General features: G+C 72.0%; 17 protein-coding genes. 5 read left to right on the forward strand and 12 right to left on the reverse strand.

Translation table 11 applies throughout. The features are described 5' to 3' along the window. Window positions 1-20 precede the first annotated feature (20 nt). On the forward strand, window positions 21-1,169 hold the full coding sequence (locus ACZ7GJ_RS11420; RefSeq protein ID WP_470750988.1) for a glycosyltransferase family 39 protein: 1,149 nt from the start codon (window positions 21-23) through the stop codon (window positions 1,167-1,169). Between the two features lie 21 nt (window positions 1,170-1,190). Here the strand turns inward: ACZ7GJ_RS11420 and ACZ7GJ_RS11425 are convergent, their stop codons facing one another. The 8 genes from ACZ7GJ_RS11425 to ACZ7GJ_RS11460 all read right to left on the reverse strand — a co-directional run bounded on the left by ACZ7GJ_RS11425 (window position 1,191) and on the right by ACZ7GJ_RS11460 (window position 11,574). After that, window positions 1,191-2,282 (reverse strand): polyprenyl synthetase family protein, encoded by a 1,092-nt coding sequence (locus ACZ7GJ_RS11425; protein WP_470750989.1) that lies wholly within the window; start codon window positions 2,280-2,282, stop codon window positions 1,191-1,193. A 32-nt stretch (window positions 2,283-2,314) separates the two neighbouring features. Then, the gene (locus ACZ7GJ_RS11430) at window positions 2,315-3,226 is read right to left on the reverse strand and encodes an SDR family oxidoreductase (protein WP_470750990.1); all 912 of its coding nucleotides are present in this window, start codon (window positions 3,224-3,226) and stop codon (window positions 2,315-2,317) included. After that, on the reverse strand, window positions 3,223-3,807 hold the full coding sequence (locus ACZ7GJ_RS11435; protein ID WP_470750991.1) for a TetR/AcrR family transcriptional regulator: 585 nt from the start codon (window positions 3,805-3,807) through the stop codon (window positions 3,223-3,225). The genes ACZ7GJ_RS11430 and ACZ7GJ_RS11435 overlap by 4 nt, the downstream gene beginning before the upstream one ends. 107 nt (window positions 3,808-3,914) lie before the next feature. Further along, window positions 3,915-5,048 (reverse strand): substrate-binding domain-containing protein, encoded by a 1,134-nt coding sequence (locus ACZ7GJ_RS11440; RefSeq protein WP_470750993.1) that lies wholly within the window; start codon window positions 5,046-5,048, stop codon window positions 3,915-3,917. 46 nt (window positions 5,049-5,094) lie between these two features. Then, complete coding sequence (locus tag ACZ7GJ_RS11445) at window positions 5,095-6,114, reverse strand: ABC transporter permease (protein ID WP_470750994.1); 1,020 nt, start codon at window positions 6,112-6,114, stop codon at window positions 5,095-5,097. Then, on the reverse strand, window positions 6,111-7,667 hold the full coding sequence (locus ACZ7GJ_RS11450) for a sugar ABC transporter ATP-binding protein (protein WP_470750995.1): 1,557 nt from the start codon (window positions 7,665-7,667) through the stop codon (window positions 6,111-6,113). The genes ACZ7GJ_RS11445 and ACZ7GJ_RS11450 overlap by 4 nt, the downstream gene beginning before the upstream one ends. A gap of 122 nt (window positions 7,668-7,789) precedes the next feature. Beyond that, window positions 7,790-10,489, reverse strand: a complete 2,700-nt coding sequence (locus ACZ7GJ_RS11455) for a SpoIIE family protein phosphatase (RefSeq protein WP_470751067.1) — start codon at window positions 10,487-10,489, stop codon at window positions 7,790-7,792. 116 nt (window positions 10,490-10,605) lie between these two features. Then, a complete protein-coding gene (locus ACZ7GJ_RS11460) occupies window positions 10,606-11,574 on the reverse strand; it encodes a cyclase family protein (RefSeq protein ID WP_470750997.1) in 969 nt (322 codons plus the stop codon). 607 nt (window positions 11,575-12,181) lie between these two features. On the opposite strand from ACZ7GJ_RS11460, the gene ACZ7GJ_RS11465 reads away from it, so the two are divergent. Further along, window positions 12,182-14,809 carry a SpoIIE family protein phosphatase gene (locus ACZ7GJ_RS11465; RefSeq protein WP_470751068.1) on the forward strand — a complete coding sequence of 876 codons (2,628 nt, stop codon included), beginning with the start codon at window positions 12,182-12,184 and terminating at the stop codon, window positions 14,807-14,809. 59 nt (window positions 14,810-14,868) lie between these two features. Here the strand turns inward: ACZ7GJ_RS11465 and ACZ7GJ_RS11470 are convergent, their stop codons facing one another. Further along, window positions 14,869-15,708, reverse strand: coding sequence for a DUF1206 domain-containing protein (locus ACZ7GJ_RS11470; RefSeq protein ID WP_470750999.1), 840 nt, complete (start codon window positions 15,706-15,708; stop codon window positions 14,869-14,871). A 285-nt stretch (window positions 15,709-15,993) separates the two neighbouring features. Between ACZ7GJ_RS11470 and ACZ7GJ_RS11475 the strand changes: the two genes are divergently transcribed. Beyond that, window positions 15,994-16,407: a VOC family protein gene (locus ACZ7GJ_RS11475; protein WP_470751001.1), complete on the forward strand. Its 414-nt coding sequence runs from the start codon at window positions 15,994-15,996 to the stop codon at window positions 16,405-16,407. Between the two features lie 15 nt (window positions 16,408-16,422). Here ACZ7GJ_RS11475 and ACZ7GJ_RS11480 read toward each other — a convergent pair whose 3' ends face one another. Further along, window positions 16,423-16,851 carry a MarR family winged helix-turn-helix transcriptional regulator gene (locus ACZ7GJ_RS11480; protein WP_470751002.1) on the reverse strand — a complete coding sequence of 143 codons (429 nt, stop codon included), beginning with the start codon at window positions 16,849-16,851 and terminating at the stop codon, window positions 16,423-16,425. 132 nt (window positions 16,852-16,983) lie between these two features. Between ACZ7GJ_RS11480 and ACZ7GJ_RS11485 the strand changes: the two genes are divergently transcribed. Further along, complete coding sequence (locus tag ACZ7GJ_RS11485; RefSeq protein ID WP_470751003.1) at window positions 16,984-17,868, forward strand: MBL fold metallo-hydrolase; 885 nt, start codon at window positions 16,984-16,986, stop codon at window positions 17,866-17,868. 104 nt (window positions 17,869-17,972) lie between these two features. Here ACZ7GJ_RS11485 and ACZ7GJ_RS11490 read toward each other — a convergent pair whose 3' ends face one another. Next, a complete protein-coding gene (locus tag ACZ7GJ_RS11490) occupies window positions 17,973-19,679 on the reverse strand; it encodes an NlpC/P60 family protein (RefSeq protein ID WP_470751004.1) in 1,707 nt (568 codons plus the stop codon). A 301-nt stretch (window positions 19,680-19,980) separates the two neighbouring features. Here ACZ7GJ_RS11490 and ACZ7GJ_RS11495 point away from each other — a divergent pair, with 301 nt between their 5' ends. Further along, window positions 19,981-20,274, forward strand: coding sequence for a hypothetical protein (locus ACZ7GJ_RS11495; RefSeq protein WP_470751005.1), 294 nt, complete (start codon window positions 19,981-19,983; stop codon window positions 20,272-20,274). Window positions 20,275-20,281: 7 nt separating this feature from the next. Here the strand turns inward: ACZ7GJ_RS11495 and helR are convergent, their stop codons facing one another. Beyond that, a complete protein-coding gene (helR, locus tag ACZ7GJ_RS11500; protein WP_470751069.1) occupies window positions 20,282-22,432 on the reverse strand; it encodes an RNA polymerase recycling motor ATPase HelR in 2,151 nt (716 codons plus the stop codon). Window positions 22,433-22,445 lie beyond the last annotated feature (13 nt).

Here is a 22,445-nt window from a genome sequence, read left to right on the forward strand (position 1 = left end):
TTCGCGTCACGGGCCGCCGCGTGCTCGCCAACCTGGAGCGGGCCCGGCAGGCGCTGCTGATCCACATCGCGCTGCGGGCCGTCGGCCTCGGCGTGATGGCGGTCTGGGCGGAGCGCAAGGACGTCCGTCCGCTGGAGATCCTCGGCGGCCGCTGGGACGCCGTGTACTACCTGCACATCGCCGAGAGCGGGCTCACCACGCCGATGGCGTACCCCTCGCCCTGCGCGTACGCCGGACCGAGCTGCCAGATGGCGTTCTTCCCGGTGTACCCGATGATGATCAGGTACACCTCCTACGTCACCGGGCTGCCCATGAACTGGGTGGCCATGGGGCTCGCGCTCCTGGCCTCGGTCATCGCCGCGTGGGGCATCTTCGCGGTGACCGACCGGATATACGGCAAGCGGGTCGCGCTGTTCACCTGCGCCCTGTTCGCGATCGTGCCGGCCGCGCTCGTCGAATCGATGGCGTACACCGAACCCATCTTCCTCGCGCTGTCCGTGTGGGCGATGTACGCGGTCCTGTCGCGTGCCTGGCTGACGGCCGGGGTCCTGGCGTTCCTGGCGGGTGCCACGCGGCCGTCGGGCTCGGCGATCGTCGCGGCGGTGGTGCTGACGGCGCTGTTCGAGTACATCCAGTGGCGCCGCAAGAAGCGCAAGAAGCGGCCGCCGGTGGGCCGGATGCTGACGGCCGTCGCGATCGCCCCGCTGGGCTGGTTCGGGTACGTCGGCTACGTCGGCTACCACTTCGGCCGCTGGGACGGGTACTTCGAGCTCCAGCAGCGCTGGGGATCGGTGTACGACGGCGGCTGGGACACCCTGGTCAACCTGAAGAAGACCTTCACCGAGGTGCACACCACCCTCAACCACGTGGTGGTGTCCCTGACGGTGGTCGCGGCGGTGACCCTGTTCGTGATCATGACGCGCCGCCGCCGGCCCCCCGCCGTCGTGTGGATCTACACCGCGATGATCCTCCTCACGGCGCTCGGGGGAGCCGGCTTCTACTTCTCGAAGATGCGCTTCATCCTGCCGGCCTTCCCGCTGCTCTTCCCCCTCGCGCTGGCCCTGGCCCGCGCGAAGAAGAGCACCGTGCTGTGGATCATGGGCGGCGCCACCCTCGCCTCCGCCCTCTTCGGCGGCAACCTGAACTTCGTCTGGTGGGGCAACCCCTGATCCGGGGGCGCGACCGCCGGCCTACCGGAGCCGTTCGAGACTCCACAGCGGCAGGAGCTCGAAGAAGGTGACCGCCTCCTCCCGCCACCGGGGGCGCCAGCGGGCGGCCTCGGCGGACGCCAGCTCCGCATGGCGCCGCATGTCCGCGAGCAGCTTCTCCCGGACGCCGCGCTCGCGGGCGATCTCGCCGATGGCGGCGACCGTCTCCTGGGTGCACGCGCGGTTCCCCAGCGCGGACTCGACCACGGCCCGCTCGGAGTCGGTCAGCGCGGCCGCCAGGAGGGCCCGGACGGTGTAGCTGCGCCGGCCGTCGCGGATGTCCGTACCCGTGGGCTTGCCCATGGCCGCCGCGTCACCGAAGAGGTCCTGGTAGTCGTCGCGCATCTGTTCGGAGATTCCCACCAGTCGTGCGTAGCGGCGCAGCTCCGCGTCGAAGAGGGCGGGCTGCTCGCCGGCGGCCAGGAGCCCCAGCTGAAGCGGCGCGAGCGCCGAGTAGCGGGCGGACTTGTAGTCGGCGACGGTGTGCAGCACCTCCTCGTCCGGCAGCGCGGTGAAGTCGCGTTCCATGTCGATGATCTGGCCGACGAAGGTGGCGGTCGCCGCCCGGGTCTGTATCTCGACCATGCCGTGGCGCACCGGCAGGGGGGCCTTCGAGTCGAGGAGGACCTGGAGGGACAGCGCCAGCGCGAGGTCGCCGGCGAGTACGGCGAGCCCGAGCGCGGCCTGCGGGTGGTCGGGGAGCTTGTCGCGGTAGGCGTAGTAGGTGGTGGGGCCGCCGCGGCGGGTGGCGCTGTCGTCAATGATGTCGTCGTGGACCAGGGCGTGGGTCTGGAAGAGTTCGATGCTCAGGGCCGCCTCGTCCAGCCCCGCCACGGGCTCGGTGGTCACCAGCCGGGCCGCCTCGTGGAGCAGGGCCACCCGCATCCGCTTGCCCCCGCGCAGGGACTGGTCGCGCAGCAGGCCGAGGCATTCGGGCGTGAACCTGCTGAAGGACGGTGCGTCGAAGGTTGCGCCGAGCTGATCGAAGTACTCCTCGAACAGTGCCTGGAAATGGCGCTCGTACCCGGCGAGACGGGTCCGGATCTGTTCGGCGAGGACAGCGGTATCGGTCACGGGATGAGACTCCTGCTCAGGGGTGGGGCTTGTCACAGCGGGTCTCCGAGGGGCCCGTGCTTCTCTTCCAGATGCTCGGCCCAGTGGGCGGCGAAGTCCGGCTGTGTGCCGTCGGCGTCGGTGAACCCGTACTCCCGGTACAGGCCCCAGGTGGCCAGTGCCCGTCCCGTCTTGGCCATGATGTTCGGGTCGGCGGCCAGCGCGGCGACGGCCCGTCCCAGGTAGGCGGGGGTTTCGGACTGGGCGAAGTCGGCGTCGTGGGCCGCGCCCTCGCGCCAGGTGGCCTCGGTGACGCCGAAGTGCTCCAGCATGGCCTCCGAACGCAGGAAGCCGGGTGTGATCGACACGGCCGCGACGCCGTGGGGCTTGAGCTCGGCCGCCTGGCCGACGGCGAGCCGGATCACCGCGGACTTGGCCAGGTCGTAGAAGAACGAGCCGCGGTAGCGCGCGGTGTTGCCGTCGGTGACCTCCACCACCAGCCCGCTCCCGCGGGCGACCATCAGCGGCAGTGCGAACCGGCTGGTGATCACATGCGTCTCCACCGCGCGCCGCAGCAGCCGAAGACCGGTCTCCAGGTCCTGCTCCCACAGGGGGCTCTCCCAGTCGGTCAGCGCGTCCCCGCCCCATACGGAATTGACCAGGACGTCGAGCCGTCCGTCCTGCTCGGCGGCGATCCGGTCGACCAGCGCACGGACCTCGTCGGGGTTGCTGTGGTCGGTACGGGCGGCGATGCCGAGGCCGCCGGCGGCGGTGACCTTCTCGGCGGTCTCTTCGATGGTCTCCGGGCGGTCCAGGTCGGAGCGACCCGCGGCGGTGCTGCGGCCGGTGACGTACACCGTCGCGCCGGCGGCGCCGAGCTCGACGGCTATGCCCCGGCCACCGCCCCGGGTGCCGCCGCTGACCAGGGCCACCTTTCCGGCCAGCGGCCGTGCGTCGATCGTCATGATCCCTCCAGTTCGTCGTTCTCGTCGTACGGGTGTGGGAGGTGCGGGGACAGTACGAGGGCGAGTTCCTGCCGGAGCCGCTCCGCGAGGGTGCCCCGGCGTTCGAGGGCCCAGGTCAGGCCCACGCCGGCGATGAGCGCCTGAACGGTGCGGGACAGTGCGGCCGGATCGGTCCCGGCGCGCAGTTCGCCCGCACCGGCCGCCTCCGCCAGCAATTCCCCGATCGCCGCCGCCCGGGCGCGGTGAACGGCCAGGGCGTGCTCGTGGAGCTGCGGATCGGTGAGGTCCAGGCACAGGAACGCCAGATGGTTGGCGAAGGTCTCCGGCGTGTCCACCTCGGCCACCGATTCCACCGTCAGCTCCACCAGGGCTCCGAGTGCGGATCCGTGCGCCCCGCGCACCCGCCCCGCCAGCTCGCCCGCGGCCCGCGCGGACTGCTCGGCGAGTGCCAGGAGCAGGCCGCGCTTGGATCCGAACCGCTGTACGAGCGTGGCGGGCACCAGCCCCACCTCGCGCGCCACCGCGGCCAGCGTCAGTCCCGTGGGGCCCACCCGGCCCATGACCTGGGCTGCCGCGCGCAAGATCGCCGCATCCTCGATCCCTCGGGGACGACCCACCGTTCCTCCCGTGGTTAATGAATGACTGTTCATTTATTAAACCGAGTGATCCGTCTCCGTGCAAGAGGCGCTCAGCGGTGCCAGATCTTCCGGTACGCCTCCCGGTATCCGGACGGGTCCCATGACGTGGCGCCACCGCTGTTCTCCGCCGTGGCGATGTGGACGGGGGCCACGTAGCCACTGGCGGGCCGGCCGGCCAAGGCGCGGTTGAACTCGTCGATGATCTGCCAGCCCTGCTGGGACAGCGGCTCGGGGACGGTGGCGGCCTGGAACTGCTTGCTGTTGATGCGTTGGAAGGCCGAGGGGTCGCCGTCGCCCGCGCCGATGTTGAAGGGCGGCCCGGAACCCGGTTCGCCGGCCGCGCGCAGGGCCGGGGCGGCGTCGGCGAAATACAGGTCGTTGATGGCGACGGAGTGGGTCCACTTGTCCCCGAAGCGGGCGAGGAGGGAGGACACCTCCTGAGGGGTCCGGCTGCTCGCGTCCGGGATGGGGATGTTCTCGTACGCCAGGACCCGCACGCCGGAGCAGGTGGCGAGCTCCCTCTTGATGAGCTCCGACTTGTTCCTGGCGAACGGGATCGAGTCGTCGGTGAAGACGACGACCCCGGCAGCGCCCTGGGACCGGGCGATGATCCAGTCCGCGCTCGCCTTCGCCACGTCCTCCACCTTCGTGGTGATGTTGGTGAAGAGTCCGGTGTCCTCGCTCGGGCCCGGGGAGTCCACTGCGTGCCAGCCGATGACCGGGATCCGCGCCTCCCGGGCCCGCGCCACCTGCTGCGAGGTCAGCCGGGGATCGAAGCCGCCGATGACGATGCCCGAGGGCTTGAGGGTGATGGCCTGGCTGAGCGCCGCCTGGATGCCGGCGGGCGTGCCCTCGCCGTCGATCACCCGGAGCTGCCAGCCGATGGCCTTCGCGGCTTCCTCGGCCCCCTTCGCGACGCCTGCGACGCCGGGGTTGGTCATGGTCTGCGCGACGTAGACGATCGTCCGGTCGGAGACCGCGGCCGGGCCCGCGACGGGGCCGTTCCAGGAGGTGTCGGCGTTCTCGGCCGCCCGGACGGCTGCCCCGGCCTTCGCGAGGGCGGCGGGACAGCCGGACGGCGACGGCCCGCCGGCGGCGGACGGGCCGCGTTCGCAGCCGGCGAGGAGGGCGGCCGCTGCCACCAGGGCCGCGGCCGTGAGGGTGGTCTTGTGGTTCGAGTGCACGGTGCTCCTGAAGCGGGTGCGCGTACGAGGTGTTCTGGTTCCAGTTCTAGGGGTGGCCGGCAGCGGTGGCCCCGGTGCGCAGCCTGCGGCGGGCGGAGTAGCCGGCCAGGCCGACGGCGATGAGCAGGGTGCCGCCGTTGAACAGCGGCGTGGCCCAGAACCGGGCACCGAACTGGCCGATGCCGGCGAGGCCGATGGCGAGGACGGCGACGGCTACGAGCGTGCCGAGGGCGTTGGCGCGGCCGGGTCTGATCGTGGTGGCCCCGAGCAGGGCGCCCACGAAGGCGGGCAGCAGGTAGTCGAGCCCGACACTCGGATTGCCGGTCTGCTGCTGGGCGGCGAGCAGGACGCCGGCGAGGCCGACGACCAGACCCGAACCGGCGAAGGCGTAGACGGAGTACCGGTGGGTGGGGATGCCGATGATGGCGGCGGTGCGCGGGTTGGAGCCGATGACGTACAGGTACCGGCCGAGCGGCAGCCGCTCCAGCACCAGCCAGAGGGCCACCGCGACGGCCAGGACGTAGAAGGCGGGTACCGGCAGCCCGAGGAACCGGGAGTCGTAGAGGTCGGTGAAGGCGGCGGGCAGGCCGTTCGGCCCGGGAACGATCCGGGCGCCGTCGGTGATCCAGCCGGTGGCGGCGTACATCATGCTGCCGGTGCCGAGCGTGGCGATGAAGGAGTCGATCTGCCCGAACTCGACGACGACACCGTTGAGGGCGCCGATCGCCGCACCTCCGCATACCACCACGAGGCAGGCGAGGGGCCAGGGCCAGCCCTCGTTGACGATGAGCTGCATCGCCATGACGTGCGCCAGGCCGAGCCCGTAGCCGATGGACAGGTCGAACTTGCCGGTGGCGATGGGGAGCGTGGCGCCGAGCGCCAGGATGGCGGGGATCGACTGGTTGGACAGGATCGAGGAGATGTTGTCCCGCGTGGGAAAGGTGTCCGGCAGGGCGAGGGAGAAGACCAGGAAGAGCAGGGCGGCCAGGGCCAGGAGGCCGTAGCCGCCGACGAGGTGTCCGTGGAGGCGGCTCGGCACGGACCGGGGCGCGGGGGAGCGGGTCACCGGTTCGTCGTGGTCGTGGTCGCGGTGACGGGCGGCATGGCCGAGGCGGTCCGGGTCAGTTCGGTGACGGTGAGGGCCCTGCCGGTCAGCTCGGCGCTCACGGTCCCGCGGACGAACACCAGAGCGCGGTGCGACATGCCTGCGACCTCTTCGAAATCGGTGGAGATGAGCACAACGGCCAGGCCGGAGGCCAGCGCATCGTCGAGCAGTCGGTAGACCGTGGCCTTGGCGCCGACGTCCACGCTGGCGGTCGGCTCTTCGAGGACGAGCACGCGCAGGCCCGCCCGGAGCGACCGGCCGACCACGACCTTCTGCTGGTTGCCCCCGGACAGGGTGGCGATGGGCACCTCGCTGTCGCGGGGGTGTACGGAGAACCGGTCGATCAGGGCCGCGGCCTCGGCGCGCTCCCGCCCGGGGCTGATCCAGTGCCGCGCCGACCCGCCGACCGCCCGGGGGTTCGCCAGGAAGTTCTCCCGCACGGTCAGTTCGGCTGCGCAGCCCTCCTCCTGGCGGTTGGCCGCCACGAAGCCGACACCGGAGTCGAGAGCGGCGCGGACCGTACGCGGGTGGTACGCCAGGCCGTCGAGCAGCGCACGCCCGCCGAGCAGGGGTCGGGCGCCGGCGAGGGCGCGGCCCAGATCCATGTGGCCGGCGCCCGTCAGGCCCACCATCGCGAGGACCTCTCCGGCGTGCAGGTCGAGGCTGACCGGCCCTGCGTACTCGGTCGTCACCCGGTCGAGGCTCAGCACGGGCGGGCCCGCGGCGGGGGTGGTGGCGGGCCGATGGACGGCATGCTCCCGGCCCACGATGGCGTGCACCAGCCGGGCGGGGCTGTGGCCGGCGAGCGGCCCCCGGCTGACCAGGCGGCCGTCGCGCAGGACGGCGAAGGTGTCGGCGACCTTGTAGACCTCGTCGAGCCGGTGGCTGACGTAGAGGATGCCGTGGCCCCGGTCGCGCAGGGCGTGCAGTACGTCGAACAGCCGGGCGCAGTCCGCGGCCGGGAGGGTGGCGGTCGGCTCGTCGAGGACGATCAGCTCGGCCCGGGTCGCCAGGGCGCGGGCGATGGCGACCAGCGAGCGCTCCGCGGGGGCGAGGTCGGCGACCCGGGCGTCGGCGTCCAGGTGCCCGGCGACGAGCCGCAGGGCCTGCGCGCAGCGTTCCCGCATCCGCCGCCAGGAGACCAGTCCGCGGCGGCGCGGGTAGCCGGTGCCCAGGGCGATGTTCTCGGCGATCGTCATCCACTCGACGAGACCGAGGTCCTGGTGGATGAAGGACATGTTCCGGGCTGCGGAGTGGGAGCCGAGCGGGTGCCCCGCCACCGTCACCTCGCCCTCGTCGGCGTGGTGGACCCCGGCCAGCACCTTGATGAGGGTGGACTTCCCGGCCCCGTTGGGGCCGAGCAGGGCGAGGATCCGGCCCCTGTGGATGTCGAGGTCGACTGCGGACAACGCGACGGTGCCGCCGAACCGCTTGCCGAGACCGCGGATGCGGACCAGCGGCTCCGCGCAGGGGCGGGAGGGCGGGCTCGTTGGGGTGTCGGGAGCGTCATGCACAGACTTCTCCGGGGGTCGGCCTCCGAGATCTTCCCGACTGCATGGGCGATTCTATGCGGACGATGTCTGCCAAATCCGGCATTTCGTCCATCGGGACGCGCCGGTCACCGGTCGGGCCGCGTTCACGCGCACTCCGCCCAGATGACCTTGCCGCTGGTGGTGTAGCGGGTGCCCCAGGCCTGGGCGAGCTGCGCGACGAGGAACAGGCCGCGGCCGCCCTCATCGGTGCTGGCCGCAATGCGCATGCGGGGGGCGCTGCTGCTGGTGTCGTGCACCTCGCAGATCAGGTTGCGGTCGTGGATGAGGCGTACCTGGATGGGCTCGCTGCCGTAGCGGATGGCGTTCGTGACCAGCTCGCTGAGCAGCAGTTCCGCGGCGAAGGCCGACTCCTCCAGCCCCCAGCGGCTCAGCTGGTCCATTGCGGTGGCGCGGAGGTCGCAGACGCGGGCCGGGTCGGCGGGCAGGTCCCAGGTGGCGATGTTGTCGGGGGACACGGCGTTGGTGCGTGCGACGAGCAGCGCGATGTCGTCGCCGGGGTGTTCGGGCGCCAGGGCGTCGATGACCGCCCGGCAGGTGTCCTCGGGGGTGCGGTCCGGGTGGGTCAGGGCGCGGCGCAGCTCCGCGAGGGCCACGTCGATGTCGCGGTGGCGGTCCTCGATGAGTCCGTCTGTGTAGAGGACCAGCTGGCTGTGCTCGGGAAGGTGGATCTCGGCCGACTCGAAGGGCAGGCCGCCCAGGCCCAGAGGGGGGCCGACGGGGACCTCGGGGAAGGACACGGTGCCGTCGGGCAGGACCACCGCGGGCGGCGGGTGGCCGGCGCGGGCCAGGGTGCACTGCTGGGAGGTGGGGTCGTAGACGGCGTACAGGCAGGTGGCGCCGACGATGCCGGCGTTGCCGAGCGCGGGGTCCTCCCCGCCTTCCTCCCGGTCGAGGCGCACCATCAGGTTGTCCAGGTGCGTGAGGAGTTCGTCGGGGGCGAGTTCCAGTTCCGCGAAGTTGCGGGCGGCGGTGCGCAGCCGGCCCATGGTGGCGGCGGCGTGCAGTCCGTGGCCGACGACGTCGCCGACGAGGAGGGCGACGCGGGTGCCGGACAGCGGGATGACGTCGAACCAGTCGCCGCCCACCCCGGTCTCGGCGGGCAGGTAGCGGTGGGCGACGTCCACGGCGTCCTGCTCGGGGAGGCCGCGCGGGAGCAGGCTGTGCTGGAGGGACAGGGCCAGGGTGTGCTCGCGGGTGTAGCGGCGGGCGTTGTCGATGCAGAGGGCGGCGCGGGTGGCGAGTTCCTGGGCCAGCGAGCGGTCGTCGTCGCCGTAGGGCGCGGGGTCCTGCGAACGGTAGAAGCTGGCCACGCCCAGGACGATGCCGCGGGCGAGCAGTGGGACGGTGATGAGGGAGTGGACGCTGTGGGCGAGGAGCAGCTCGGTGTGCTCCGGGTCCTGGGCGATCCAGCCGAAGGCGGCCCTCAGGTCGGGTTCCAGCACCGGCTCCCCGGTCGTCAGGCAGCGCATGTGGGGCGTGGTCGGGCTGAGACTGACCCGTTCGCCCACCGGGTAGAACGGGCAGTCCTCGCGGATGCCGTGGACGACCGTACGGTGCAGCTCGGTGGTGGGGTTGGCGGCCTCCTCGCCGCGCAGTACGGCCTCGGGCAGGTCGATGGTGACGAAGTCGGCCAGGCGCGGGACCGCCATCTCGGCCAGTTCCCAGGCCGTGCGGGTCACGTCCAATGTGGTGCCGATACGGGCGCTGGCCTCGGCCAGCAGCTCCAGGCGGCGCCGTGCCGCGACGGCGTACTTCCCCACCTCCGGCTCGCCCACCAGCACCAGTCCCCTGACCGCGGGCGGCGGAGCGGCGTTCGCGTGCGTGGGGGCGGGAGTATGCGCGGGGGCGGGGGCGTGCCGTTCCTGCTCGTCGGGGAGGAGGGCCTCGATGACGACGCCCTCCACCCCGGAGGGGCTCGTCACGGGACGGCTCACGAGCGTGATCCGCCGGCCGTGGGACAGGGGCACCTCGGAGGCGGCCCGTTGGGCCGAGGCCATCAGCTCGGTAGCCTTCTGCTTGAGGAGCATCTGATCGCTCTGGTCCAGCTCGCTCTGCAGCAGTTCGTCCATCCTGAGCGGATGGCCGTTCACGGCGCCCTCGCCGGCGCGGGCATGGCTCCCCGCGTCGAGGTACGCCCGCAGCAGGCCGCGCTCCCGCGCCGAGCTCTGCTCCATGAGCCGTCGCTCGATGGCTTCGGCCGCCCTGCGCACCACGGGAACCAGCGCCGGGTCCGCGTCGGTGTAGGGATAGCCGAGGCACAGCACGCCCTCGATCCGCCCGCTGAGCTGGTCGCGGACGGGTATGGCGGTGCAGGCGCTCGACTGCGACCGCTCGGCGAAGTGCTCGGCGCCGAAGACCTGCACGAGTCGCCGCTCCGCGAGCGTGAGACCGATGCCGTTCGTCCCCGCGACCTGCTCGGCGAACACGAACCCGGGGACGGTCTGGATCGCGGCGAGACGGCTGACCATGGCCCTCTCCCCGAAGCGGCGTTCGAGCACCGTGCCGTGTCCGTCGGCGAGGCAGATGTTCATCTGACTGCCCGCGAAGATGGACTCCAGCCGGTCCATTACGGGCCCGGCGGCGCGGACGAGGGGGCCCTGCGGGTCGAAGTCCTGGGTGAAGGGCAGCTCGGACTGGTCCGGCGACAGCCCCAGCAGCTGACAGCGCTGCCATGAGCTGAGGATCGGACCTCTCACGCTCCCCTCGACCGACTCGGCCGGCCCGCCGTGCAGAAATCGGTCACGGGGACGCACGGGGCCGATGCGGTCTCCCACGACCACCATCTGCACCACTTCCCTCACGGGAACACTCTCGATCGCCCGATTTGAGTATATTCCTCACATTTTAAGGACAGGTGTGGGGTGTGTGCCGGGCAGCGGATCCGCCCGGCGACCGGGCATCACAAGATCGCGACCGGGTTGACGGGCGAGCCCGTCCCGCCCGGGACGTTCAGCGGCGTCACGACGAGCATGAACTCGTAGCGCCCCGCCTGGGCGCAGGCCGCGGAGAGCGCTTCGAGGTCGAGGTTGTCCAGCAGCGGCACCCCCATCGCGGTGATGGCGAGCGCGTGGACGGGGGAGTGCAGGCCCTCGACCGGCGAAGGCCGTACGTCGCTGTCCCCGTCGGCGCCGAGCAGGGCGACGGCCCGCTCCGCCAGCAGCGCCATGGCGTTCACGTGCCAGCCCGCGCTCGCCGTGTCCGGGTTCCAGGGGCCGATCTCCCGGCGGCGGCGGAAGTGGCCGGAGCGCAGCAGCACCGCATCGCCGTCCCCGATCGTCACGTCCAGCGCTTCCTCCGCGGCGATGACGTCCCGCGCGTGCACGGCGGTGCCGGGCTCCAGCCATGCGATCCCGCGGGCGGCGGGCAGGTCGAGCAGCACGCCCCGGGTGACCAGGGGCCCGAGGGCCGACACCGCACCGAAGCGGGCACCGGCGGCATCGACCACGTCGCTGGCGATGCGGCCGTCATAGAGTTGCCCGCGGTAGGCGATGTGCGACAGCGCGTCGAGGTGGCTCACGCCCTTGCCGTGGTAGTCCACGGCGAGGAAATCCTTGTACGCGGAGGGCTCCGGGGCCTCCACGTCACCGAGGTCGGACATGTAGTGCAACGCGGGCTTTCCGTTGTCCGGTCCCGGGCGGGTGTTCCAGGGCCGGCCCATCGGCACGACCGTGCCGGACCGGATCGCGGCGGCGGCCCGCTGCACGTGGCCCGGCGTCACCCGGTTCCAGGCCCCGCGCTCGGCCGCGGTCCATCGGCCCCACGTACGGACCGCCTCGAAGAGCGCGTCGAAATCCTGACGGGACACGGCGGGCCCATGGCCGGGACCGGCCGGCGGCGGGGCGGATGCCCCAGCGGGATCGCTGCTCATGCGGACTCCGTGAACGATGTGCCCGAGGCCCCCACGGCCAGGATTCCCGATGACGCCGCCGCGCGCACCGCGTGAGCCCTCGGGACGGATCCGGTCCCGCGTGACCGTCTCACGGGACCCCGTCCTGCTCCGCGGTGCCCGTCCGCTACCGCCCGTCGAGGCGCAGCCGAACGCGACGTCCGCCTCCAGGCCGGGCTCGTCGGCGAGGAGCCCGCCGATGACCTCATGGCGTCGCCCACATCGACGCCGGTCTCGCCGACGCGGCTCTGGGCGCGAGGCGCATGGTTGCCCGGCGCGGGGTGAGTCGCGGGTCCCCGCACAGCGGACGCGGCGGGTCGGGGCCGTCCAGCCGGTCCTGGCCGGCTCGGCGGGGACTTCCACCACTGGAACCCAGCCGCGCACCCGGTACAGGTCAGCGCTGCTGAGCGAGTTCCCGAGGTCCGCTGAGCGATGGGACGCAACAGACTCGCGCCCGGGGGCCACGAAGGCGCAGAGGTGCTACAACTGGGTGCGTGACCCTTCCTTGCCACCCGTGCCAGGCGTATCCGTGCGGTCACTCCTAGGCAACAGACTCCGAAGCGTCGCCGGACAGGTGTTCGTCCTCCAGGTGGCGATCGTGGTGTTGCTCGCCGTCGGCGCCCTGCTGTCCCTGCTGCTCCAGTCGCGGCACGACAGCGACCGGGAGGCACGCAACCGGTCGGTTTCCGTCGCGCAGACCTTCGCCCACTCCCTGGGCCTGCAGGACGCACTCAAGACGTCCGACCCGTCCGCCGTCCTGCAACCCCTGGCCGAGGCGACGCGTAAAGCCGCCGGCGTGGACTTCCTCGTGGTGATGGACACCAACGGCATCCGGTACAGCCACCCCCAGCCGGACCGCATCGGAAAACGGTTCGTCGGCACGATCGAGCCCTCGCTCGCCGGACAGGTCCACACCGAGAGCGTGCAGGGTCCCCTCGGCAAGGAGATCCAGGCGGTGGTGCCGGTTACCGCGGCCGACGGCCGAGTCGTCGCACTGGTCTCGGCGGGCCTCACGGTGAAGAACGTGACCGGTGTCGTCGACCGGCAGCTCCCAGTCATCCTCCTGGTCATCGCGACCGGCCTGGCCCTGGCCACCGGCGGCACGGCCCTGATCAGCCGGAGGCTGCGGCGGCAGACCCACGGGCTCGGTACGCAGGAGATGACCCGGATGTACGAGCACCATGACGCGGTGCTCCACGCCGTCCGCGAAGGGGTTCTGATCACCGACGGCGACGGCCGGCTACGGCTGGCCAACGACGAGGCCAAACGGCTGCTCGGCCTGCCGGAGGGCGCCGAGGGATGCAGCGTCGGGGACGTGCCCGGCCTGGACCGCCGGATGGCGGACCTCCTGCTGTCGGGACGTGTGGCCACCGACGAGGTGCTCGAAACGGGCGACCGGCTGCTCGTGGTCAACCAGCGGCCCACACACCCCGGGGGCCGGCAGGAGGGTGCGGTGGTCACCATTCGGGACTCCACCGAGATGCAGGTCCTGACGAGCCGGGCGGAGACGGCCCGCCGACGGCTCAAGCTGCTGTACGACGCGGGGGGCGACGTCGGAACGAGCCTCGACGTGGTGCGGACGGCCGAGGAACTCGCCGCCGTCGTCGTGCCCCGGTTCGCGGACTACGTCACGGTGGACCTGGCCGACTCGGTGCTCGAAGGCGACGAACCCGGTGCCGGCGCCGGCATGCGGCGTACGGCGGTCAGCGGCATCCGCTCCGACCATCCCCTCTACCCGTGCGGGTGGCTGATCGACTTCCTTCCGTCCACCCCTCAGGCGCGCGGCTACGGCACCGGAAAGGCGGAGCTGGTGCCCGACCTGGCCGACGCGCCGGGCTGGCACGCCCAGGACCCCCCGCGAGCCCGGGAAATCGTCGATTACGGGATCCACTCGCTCATCGTGGCCCCGCTCAGGGCACGGGGCGTCGTACTCGGCGTGGTCAACTTCTGGCGGTCGCAGAAGCCGGAGCCTTTCGACGAGGACGAGCTGTCACTGGCCGAGGAACTCGTCGCCCGTGCGGCGGTCAGCATGGACAACGCCCGCCGCTACACCCGTGAGCATGCCCTCGCCGAGACCCTCCAACGCAGCCTGCTGCCGCGCGCCCTGCCGGAGCAGGGCGCTGTGGACGTGGCTCACTTCTACCTGCCCGCCCAGTCCGGGGTGGGCGGCGACTGGTTCGACGTGATCCCCCTGCCGGGCAGCAGGGTCGCGCTGGTCGTCGGAGACGTCGTCGGGCACGGACTGCACGCCGCGGCCACCATGGGGCGGCTGCGCACGGCGGTGCACAACTTCTCCACCCTCGACCTGCCGCCTGACGAGATCCTCGCCCGCCTGGACGACCTCGTGCAGCGCATCGACCGCGACGGGGCCGCCGACGACCTGGACGGCGGAGTACTGGGCGCGACCTGCCTGTACGCCGTCTACGACCCGGTGTCCCGGCGCTGCACCATGGCGCGGGCGGGGCATCTGCCGCCCCTCGTGGTCGCCCCCGACGGCACGACGGACATCGTGGACCTGCCGGCCGGGCCTCCGCTGGGGCTGGGTGGCATGCCGTTCGAAACCGCGGAGCTGTACCTGGCGGAAGGCAGCCAGGTCGTCCTGTACACGGACGGACTGATCGAGGAGCGGACCCGGGACATCGGCGAGGGGCTGGAACTGCTCCGCGCGGCGCTGAGCCACCCGGACCGGGACCCGGCGGAGAGCTGCCGGGCCGTACTCGACCTCCTCCTGCCGGCCCGCCCGACCGACGACGTGGCGCTGCTCATCGCGCGGACGCGGACCCTCGGCGCGGACCGGGTCAGGGAGTGGGACATGCCGTTCCAGCCGAGTGCGGTTGCCGCCATGCGGAGCGCCGCGGTGAAGCAACTCGACGAATGGGGCCTGTCAGAACTCGGCTTCGCCACCGAACTGATCCTCAGCGAACTGATCACCAACGCCTTGCGGCACGGTAGCGCGCCGGTCCGGGTCCGGCTGCTGCACGCCCGCACTCTGACCTGCGAGGTGTGGGACGGTAGCAGCACCGCCCCGCACGCGCGGTACTCGGCCACCACGGACGAGGGAGGGCGCGGCCTGTTCCTGGTGGCGCAGCTCAGCGATCACTGGGGCACCCGCTACACGCCCGACGGCAAAGTCATCTGGGCGGAACTGGCCCTCCCCGACACCCCGGGCGCCGGCGAACCGTCCCTCGCGGCCTTCCTCGACCTGGAACCCCTCTGATTCACACTCGGACAGCTGAGCGCCGTTCGTAGGCCCGCCCCCCGGCTCCCGACCCGGGATCAGACTTTGCGCCACCGGGCCATCGCCCAGGAGAACAGTCCGAAGAGCAGCAGCCCCACGGCGACCGCCACCAGCAGCCACGGACCCGCCGGGGTGGTGGTGAACGACCGCAGTGTGTCGTCCACCCCCTTCGCCTGCGCAGGGTCGTAGCGCAGCGCCGCGTACACGAGGAAGCCGCCGGCCGCGATGCCCACCGTTCCCCGGGCTACGCCGCCGGTCACCCCGAGGAAGTCGACGGCTTTGCGCCACCGGGCGGAGGCGCCTTCCATCGCCAGGTGTTTGCGGAAGGAGCAGCGTGCGGCCCGCACCGCGATGACCACGCCCGCGATGCCGATCCCCATCCCGGCGGCGCCCACCAGCCACTGGCCGGCGGGCAGTTCAAGGACTTTCGCCGTCGCGTCGCGCGACTGTTCGTCCCCGGATCGCCCGCCGCCCGCGGGGAAGGTCAGTACGGAGTAGGCCACCGCGGTGTAGAACACGAACCGGCCTGCCGAGGCCAGCCGTTTCACGGGCTTGTCGCCGTCCGGTCCGGCGGCCCCGAACAGAGCCTCCGCCAGACGCCACAGTGCCATGCTCACGAGTCCGAGGCCCACGGCCCATACGAGGACACCGCCGAAGGGCGTGCCCGAGAGCTCCTGGAGGGCCCCCTGCCGGTCGGCCTCCTCGCCACCGCGTCCCAGGGCGATGCGTACGGCCAGCACCCCGGTCAGCACGTACAGCACTCCGCGTGCCAACAGCCCGCAGCGCGCGGTGATCTCGCGGCCCCGGCCGCCCTGCGAGGCGGTACCGGCCCCGTGGGACGCTGCGCCGGCTCCCTCGTGCGCCGCCCGGATTGCCATCGCGGTCAGATCTCGCCGCGCTCGACGGAGCCGAGCTTGTCGGCGACCGCGCTCGTCACCCGGTGGACGTGCGACATGCGCACCCCTTCCCGTCGCAGCCCGCACCCGCAGGTGTGGGTCGTCCGTCAGGACGTTTCGAGGGGCGGGTACCCGAGCTCGACGGGTCCATGCACGGACCGCGTGCCCGGAGGTCCGCGGACCGGCCGGCGCCGTCGACCGGCTGTCACCGACGGACGGGGCCCGTACGGTGCGCGTACGGCCGAAGAACCAGGGCACATGCGGGTCATGACCGTACTCAAGACGGGCGTTCTCGTACTGGACTGCGCCGAGCCCGAACCCCTGGCCAGGTTCTACGCGGAGTTGCTCGGGGCCGCGGCCGGTCCGGCGCCGGGGGACGGGGAACTGGTCCTCGTCACCGGCGGCTCAGGCGTGGTGGTCCTCGGGGTCCGGCGCGATCCGAACCACGTGCCGCCGAGCTGGCCGGCGCCGGAGGACTCCCAGCAGGCCCATCTGCGGATCCTGGTGGCGGCCGAGGACCTGGACGAAGCCGAGCGGGAGGCCGTGGCACTCGGCGCGCGCCCGTTGGCGGCCGAAGAGGGCGGCAGCCGGCTGGACAACCGCACGACGCTGCGTCGGTTCAGCGATCCGGCAGGGCATGCGTTCGTTCTCGCGGCCGTGCCCGGCGCCCTGGCCGTGTGAGCGCCGCTGGGGGGCTCACGGAGAGGTGACGGCCCGCTCCAGCAGGCCGTGGAGGACGCGCTGATCCTGCTGCGTGAGGGCGGCCAGGGGAGAGTCCGCATGGAGCAGGTCGAGGAGCCGCTCCCGCAGCGCGGTGCCCTCGGCGGTGAGGACGAGCTGCTTGGCGCGGCGGTCGGTGGGGTGCGGGTGGCGCTCGATCAGGCTCTGCTTCTCCAACTTGTCGACGACGAAGGTGGTGTTGGAGGGCTCGCAGCTCATGCGCTCGGCGAGCTCCCGCATGGTCATCGGCCCGCTCATCTCCCGCAGGGCGGTGGCCTGGGACGCGGTGAGGCCCAGGGTGGCGGCACGCTCCCGTACGTGCTCGGCGATCCGCTGCGCCAGTCCGTTCACCAGACCGCACAGCTGTCGCTCGGCGATGGCCTGCTGCTCGGGGGACGTCGTCATGCCGACACCTTAGCAAGTCCGTCAAGACAAAACATTTCTAGCTTGAATGATTCAAGTTAGATGCTTATGGTTGGGCCTCGTCGCCGCGAGCAACACGGTGATGGCCTGACGACGACTCACGGGAGAGAACCCATGGCTGACTTGACGGTGGATCAGGGCGGACGACTGCGCCGGCCGGCGGGGATCCGTTCGCTACGGCTGGGCGACACGAAGGTGTCGTACGTGCCGGACGGCGACGTGCGGTTCCGGCCCCTGGAACTGCTGGCGGACACAACCGACGAGGTTTGGGCCGCGCACCCGGAGTACCTGGACGCCACGGGTCACCTCGTGGGGAGCGTCGGCGGTCTGCTGGTGGAGCACGGCGACCGCGCGCTGCTGATCGACGCGGGCTTCGGCCCGCAGGCGCACGAGGGCCCGCAAGGCCCCGTCCGGGCGATCCAGGGCGGCGCCCTCCCGCAGGGTCTGGCCGAACTCGGCCGCCGCCCCGAGGACATCGAGGCGGTGGCCTTCACCCACCTGCACTCCGACCACCTGGGCTGGGCCTGCCATCCCGCCCCCGGCGGTGACCGGCCCGTGTTCACCCGTGCCGAGTACCTGGTCCCGGAGCCCGAGTGGGAGCGGCGCGACCTCCTGGAGGCCCAGGGCATGGCCGAGCAGGTCGCGTCCCTCGCGCCGCGCGTACGTACGATCACGGACGGGCAGGAGATCTTCCCCGGGGTGCGCGTACGGGTCACCCCCGGCCACACCGTCGGGCACGCCGAGTACGTCATCACCGGCGGCGGACGGCGGTTGATCGCCTTCGGTGACGCCCTGCACGCGCCGATCCAGATCGACCACCCCGAGTGGTCCTCGGCCTTCGACCACGACCGCGTCCGGACCGCCGAACACCGCCGCCGCCTGGTCGCCGAGCTGGCGGAGCCCGACACGATCGGCTTCGGAGTCCACCTCGCCGACGTGGTGTTCGGGCAGGTCCGGTACGACGGTGCCGCCCCGGCCTGGCGGCCCCTGGACGCCTGAACTGCCTGGGTCGAGGGTGCCCCGCATACCGTCGCGCGGCGGCGCCGGGCCCGCCACCCGGTCGGGGGCGGCGGGCCGGCGCGGCCGTGCAGGGGGCCCGCCGGTCAGATGCGGTGGACGGTGTGCAGCTTCTTCGCGTAGGTCCCGGTGCCGTCCAGCAGCGAGGCGCCGCCCAGGTCCGACATCGTCGGCCCGTTGCCGGTCTTGCGGCTGGACAGGAAGCGCCGCTGCCCGGCCGAGTCCAGGCCGAGGTAGATGCCCACGTGGTCGACGGTGACGGTCACCGTGTCGTCGCCCGAGTCGGCGTTGAACAGGACCAGGTCGCCGGGCTGGAGCTGCTGCGCGGCGGGCGGGTTCGTGCCGTCCGTCTGGTCGATCCGCACACCGGGGGCGTAATCCACCATGTGGCGGGACTTGCGCGGGATCCGGGTCTTCGAGGTGTCCTCGCCGGCGGCGACCGGAATGCCCATGTGGTAGCCGTAGACCATGCGGGTGTAGCCCGAGCAGTCGAGGTTCTTCACCTGCTTGGTGGAGGGCCCGGTGTAGGTGCCGTCGGGGAAGGTCCAGCCGAGGTTCATGTACTCGTGGAAGTCCGCGCCCTCGTAGAGGTAGCCCTGCGGGTCCATGTAGCCGTAGCCGGCTTCGCCCAGCACCTGCTTGCCCGTCACGGGGGAGGCGTCGCTCGTCACGGCCGGCGCCCCCGCGAGGAACATGGCCGCGAAGGCCAGCACGTCGGGGGCCGGCGATCCGGCCCAGCCGCGCACGGTCTGCTCAAGGGCCGAGTTCCAGGTCCCGTCGAACGGGGCGGGCAGGACGCGGACCCAGGAGTCGTGGGTGACGGTCGGCTGCTGCTGCCAGTTCCCCTCGGTCACCTCGAAGCTGCTGACCACGAGCTTGACCGGCAGGTTGGTGCAGCCCTGGTTGGCCAGCGCGCGAAGGCCCACGCGCCCCTTGGTGAAGGTGGAGTCCGTGACGTCCACGGCCCAGGCCGACGGCTCCGCGGAGTCCGTGCGCCAGGCCTTGACCCGGATGCGGGAACCCTCGCGGCGCACCCGGATCGTCCAGTTCGTGCCCGCCGGCGCTGCCGGGGTGAGGGTGATGGCCGTGGTCAGCTGGGTGACCGCGTCCGCGACCTCCTTCTCCACGCGCAGTTCGACCGCGCCGGAGGTCAGGAAGGACAGCCGTGCCCGGTAGTTGTTGTGCGTGTCCTGGTAGCCGAAGGACAGCGCGTACGAGCAGGCCTGTCCGGTGGGCACCTTGTCGAACTTCGCCACGGAGCGGACGTCGACGTCCGTGATCTCGTCGTCCCGAAGGCTCGCGTGACGGCTCGCGTAGTCGGTGGTGAGCGCGATCGTCGCGCTGCCCGGAACAACCGAATAGTCGCTGTCGACGGGGCCGAGGGTGGACCAGCTGCCGCCACCCGGCGAGGTGCCCCAGTACTTCCGGTCCGCGACCGGCAGCGTCAGGTCGGGGAGCGTGCGCTGGAAAGCGTCGGCGAAGGGCTGCTTGTTCTCCGTGAAGGTGCGCTCCGGGCCCGTCAGGACGACGGTGCGCGCGCCCTTGGTCAGGAGCGCCACCCGCTTGCCGTCGGAGGTCACCTCCATGCGCTCGGGCGTCCCCGGGAGCACGCTCGCCGTGAGGCGGCCGAGGGAGACCTGGGTGTAGTACGCGGGGTCCAGCGGGCCGAGGGTGACCGAGGACCGGGGCGACGTGAGCGACGCCGCGGGAAGCGTGACCGCGGCCGGCTGGGCCGCGGCGAGCGCGGAGGCGCTGGCCGGGGCGGAGGTTCTGGGCGAGGCTGCGGCGGTCATGGTGCCGAGTGGCACGGAGACGGCTGCGCCTGCGAACGCTGTCAGAACATTGCGACGTGAAGTATGTGTCATGCACTGAATGATGCGGGGCGCGTTTCCCGCCTTGGACACCACCCCTGGTCAGCTGTGTGCCCGAGGGCATTGAACGTGTTCAAACCCTCTGGCAGTATTACCTCCGGGGGAACCCGGGAGCGGCGGAGTGCGTGAATCCGCTTGCCCTCGTGGCGGGTTCACCATGAGCTCCGGAGGTCAGCGCACAGTGATTATCGCCCTTTTCGTCTTCCTTGTCGTTGGTGTGATCGTGTCCGTCACGCCGGGCGCCGCCCTGGGCTACGGCTTCGTCGCGGTGAGCAGGAGGCTGCCGCTCGCCGCCAGGATCCTGATGCTGCCGGTCCTGGCGACGGGCTCCGCGGTGGCGTGGCTGGGCCTGGTGGACCCCGCCAACTCGTGGCGGCCGTTCATCATGGTGGTGTCGTTCGCCGCGACCCTCGGCACGGGAGTCATCTTCCTCGTACGCGAGGCCCAGAGTCGCCGCGCACGCCGCACCCCGCCCATCGTGTGGCCCAACTGGTATCCGCCGGCCCGGCCCAGGTGACCGAACGTCAGCAGCTCGTGAGGACCACGAGCTGCTGGGTCGCGCGGGTCATCGCGACGTAGCGGTCGACGGCTCCTTCGACGCCCTGCCCGAACTTCTCGGGGTCGACGAGCACGACCAGATCGAATTCGAGCCCCTTCGACAGCTCCGGCGTCAGCGACCGGACCCGCGACGTCGCCCGGAAGGCCGGGTCGCCGATGACGCAGGCGATTCCGTCCGCGTGCGCGGCGAGCCAGGTGTCGAGGACCGAGTCCAGGTCCGCAACGGATCCCCGTACGACCGGAATGCCGCTGCTGCGGATCGAGGTCGGCACATTGGCGTCCGGGAGCGCGGCGCGGATGACCAGCTCGGCTTCCGCCATGACCTCTTCCGGGGTGCGGTAGTTGACGCTCAGGGAGGCCACCGTGATCCGGTCGAGCCCGGCCCGCTCCAGCCGCTCCTGCCACGGCTCCGCGAACCCCTGCCTGGCCTGGGCGCGGTCACCGACGATGGTGAAGCTCCGGGACGGGCAGCGCAGCAGCAGCATCTGCCATTCGGCCTCGGTCAGTTCCTGCGCCTCGTCCACGACGATGTGGGCGAACGGCCCGGCGAGCAGGTCCGGTTCGCTGCCGGGCAGCGCGCTCTCGTCGATCAGCGTGTCCTGAAGGTCCCGGCCGCGCAGCATCGTCACCGCGCCCTCACCGTCGTCGTCGGCCGCGAGGATGCCGTCGATGACGTCGGCCCTGCGCGCACGTTCGGCGGCGACGGCGGCGTCGCGGCGACGCTCGCGCACCGAAGCCTCCGGGTCGCCGAGCCGCTGGCGCGCCGCGTCCAGGAGTGGCAGGTCGGACACCGTCCAGGCCTGCGCGTCCGCGCGCTGCAACCGGCGTACGTCATCGGGGCCGAGCCAGGGGGCGCACTTGCGGAGGTAAGCGGGCACCGACCACAGGTCTGCGACGAGTTCCGCCGCATCGAGCATCGGCCACGCCCGGTTGAGGGCCCTGATCAGCTCCCGGTCCTGGAGCAGCGACCTGCGGAGCAACTCGGGCGCGACATCGCTGTCGTCCTTGTCCATCAGGATCGTGACCAGCTCCTCCCGGATCTGGTCACGTGCCTCGTTGTGCGGAGTACCCGGTTCCACCGCTCTGAACGCCGCCGCCCAATCGGCGGCGCTCAGCCAGATGTCGGACCAGTGGGTCTCGACCGTCATCCCCTCGGTGGGCGGTTCCTCATAGATGCCGACGGCCGCCTCGATCGCCTTCACCAGGTCCGCGGACGACTTCAGCCGGGCCACGTCCGGGTCGGTCTCGACCGCTGCCGCGGCCCCCTCGGCGACCAGGTCGCGCAGGATGCAGGTCTGTACGCCCTCTTCGCCGAGGCTGGGCAGGACATCGGCGACGTAGGCCAGGTAGGGCCGGCTCGGACCGACGAACAGGACCCCGCCCTTGCGGTGGCCGAGGCGCGGGTCGGAGTAGAGGAGGTGGGCGGCGCGGTGCAGGGCGACGACGGTCTTGCCCGTACCCGGGCCGCCGTCGACGACGAGGGCGCCGCGGGAGCCCGCCCGGATCACGGCGTCCTGGTCGGACTGGATGGTGGCCAGTACGTCGCGCATCCGCGCGGACCGGTTGCCGCCCAGGCTGGCGATGAACGCGGACTGGTCGTCGAGCGCGGCGTGCCCCTCCAGCCCGTCGGCGGTGAACACCTCGTCCCAGTAGTCGCTGATCCGGCCGCTGGTCCAGCGGTACCTGCGGCGGCTCGCCAGCCCCATCGGGTCGGCGTGCGTCGCCGCGAAGAAGGGCTCGGCCGCGGGGGAGCGCCAGTCGACCAGCAGCCGGCGCCCCGTGCTGTCGGTGAGGCCGAGGCGTCCGATGTACACGGGCTCGGGGCTGTCCGCACCGACGATGTGCCCCAGACACAGGTCCAGGCCGAAGCGGCGCAGCGTGCGCAGGCGACCGGTCAGGCGGTGGATCTCGGCGTCCCGCTCCATCGCCTCCCGGCCGATGCCGCCGGGCGCCTTGCGCGCGGCTTCGAGGCGGTCGGACAGTTCGGCGATCGACTGCTGGAGGCTCTGCGAGATGGCCGCGAAGTGCTGCTCGTCGCCACCGGTCAACGCCGGGTCGGCCTTGGGGGCGAGGTGGTCGGGCAGGGCGAACGCGCTGGTGGTGGACAGGGTGTTCAACACACGCACTTGG

The sequence above is a fragment of the Streptomyces sp. NPDC037242 genome, from assembly GCF_055604165.1.